Raw genomic sequence first — 2,109 nt, 5'->3', positions numbered from 1 at the left:
GTGCTTAGAAAGCTTGTTGATATTTATGATGGAACACATCAAACACCAAAATACACAAATAGTGGCGTAATGTTCTTATCTGTCGAAAATATTAAGACATTACAATCTGAAAAATATATTTCAAAAAAAGCATTTGAAAAGGAATTCAAGGTTCATCCAGAATTAGGTGATGTTTTGATAACGCGTATTGGTGACATTGCTACTCCAAATGTCTATAAATCAAATGAAAATGTCGCTTACTATGTAAGTCTTGCTTTGCTTAAACAAAAAGAGCTAGATTCACATTTTTTGGAAGCAATAATTCAATCCTCCACAGTTCAAAGTGAATTTTGGAAGCGTACATTGCATATTGCGTTTCCTAAAAAGATTAATAAGAATGAAATTGCTAAAATTCCTATTTACTACCCAAGTTGTGAAGAGCAACAGGAAATCGGGTCCTTATTCAAACAACTCGAAAACATTATCATACGTCAGCAAAGTAAACTCGACCAACTTAAAACCTTAAAAAAAGTTTATCTACAAAATATGTTCATCTAATTCAATATTTACACTTGAACTAACTCCTTGGATAATAGATAAAGATGATTAACTCATCTATCTATTATTTAGGAGGTTTTTTATGGTAACAAAAAGAAGAAAAGAGCAAATGTTTCATGAATACTTTAAGGAGTGGGTAAATCTTTATAAAGTTGGTGCTATACGTTCAATCACCCTGCAAAAATACCACGTAACAGAACAAAAGTTGCGAGATCTTGTACCTAATTTAAAATTAAAAGAGCTTGACCGTTATAGTTATCAACAATTATTAAATAATTATGCTCTTACTCATGAGAAACAAACTACTATGGATTTTCATCATCAACTTAAAGGAGCTATTTTAGATGCCGTTGATGAAGGCATCATCGCTCAAAATCCCACACGAAAAATTGTTATCAAAGGAAAAACACCTCGCACTAAAAAATCAAAATTTTTAAATCAATTTGAAGTGCAAGCTTTATTAAAAGAATTAAATTTAACAGAAGATATTAATTGGGATTATTTTATCTTGTTAGTCATCAAAACAGGTCTTCGTTTCTCAGAAGCATTAGCATTAACACCATCAGATTTTGATTTTTCAAAACAAAAAATAATTATTAATAAAACTTGGAATTACAAAAAGTCAAATGGTTCTTTTCAACCAACAAAAAATGAATCCTCCAATAGAAAAATTCAAATTGATTGGCAATTGGCAATGCAATTTTCACAATTATTAAATAAAAAAGAACAAGATAAACCAATTTTTGTTAAAAGTAGAGTATTTAATTCAACCGTTAATAATCGTTTAAAAGTGTTATGTACTCGTGCAAATATACCAATTATTACAATTCATAGTTTGCGACATACCCATGCTTCGTTGCTATTATATGCAGGTGTTTCAATTGCTAGTGTTGCGAATAGATTAGGGCATTCTAGTATGACAACAACTCAGGAAACGTATCTTCATATTATTCAGGAGCTTGAAAATCAAGATAACGACAAGATTATACGACATTTATCAATGCTAATATGATAAAAAATTCCCATCTAGTTTTGATATGCTAGATGGGAATTGATCTATATGAACAAGTTTTGTAAATAATATTTTTTTAGCATATTAATTTTATCTAGTTTGTCTTGATGAAAAGTTAAAGTATCGTCAAATTTCTTGAAAAAAACTCCAATTTTAATTTGTTCATCTTTATTGGTGAATAAAATAGTAGCCTTTTTGATATCAGAAGAATTAATGCTTTCAAATGTCGAGCCTGTACTAAATTTAGTCCAAAAATTAATTTCCTTCATTCTTTTTAATACTTGAAAAATGAACTCATTTCCTTTAATTGAAGCTACGCCACGTCCTAAAACAACATCATAATCCGTTTTTCCAATATCTCCAACAGGGGCTCGCACACTTAAAATTAAGTCGCCCTTATCTGCTTGTTTAGTAACTTGCGTAGTCCAAACACGAGGAACAACTCTATTGTTTTTCATATCAGCATTTCCTTGCACCAGTATATGATCACTTGAGTTTTCAGTATAGTTCTCAGAGTTAGGCGATTGCCCCATTTTGATTTGTACAATATCTCCTAATTT

Annotated in this window: 3 protein-coding genes; 2 read left to right on the top strand and 1 reads right to left on the bottom strand. The window is 30.2% G+C overall.

Annotated elements, in window-relative coordinates:
* Together BCR21_RS06055 and BCR21_RS06050 are read left to right on the top strand one after the other, a co-directional pair.
* A partial coding sequence (locus BCR21_RS06055; protein ID WP_205684832.1) for a restriction endonuclease subunit S occupies positions 1-537 on the top strand: 537 nt, incomplete at its 5' end.
* Positions 538-619: 82 nt separating this feature from the next.
* Positions 620-1,549 (top strand): site-specific integrase, encoded by a 930-nt coding sequence (locus tag BCR21_RS06050; protein WP_069645592.1) that lies wholly within the window; start codon positions 620-622, stop codon positions 1,547-1,549.
* Positions 1,550-1,593: 44 nt separating this feature from the next.
* Here the strand turns inward: BCR21_RS06050 and BCR21_RS06045 are convergent.
* A partial coding sequence (locus BCR21_RS06045; RefSeq protein ID WP_139125616.1) for a restriction endonuclease subunit S occupies positions 1,594-2,109 on the bottom strand: 516 nt, incomplete at its 5' end.

It is taken from the genome of Enterococcus ureasiticus, from assembly GCF_001730285.1.
Lineage (GTDB): Bacteria > Bacillota > Bacilli > Lactobacillales > Enterococcaceae > Enterococcus_L > Enterococcus_L ureasiticus.
This window is presented reverse-complemented; position numbering and strand designations above follow the sequence as displayed.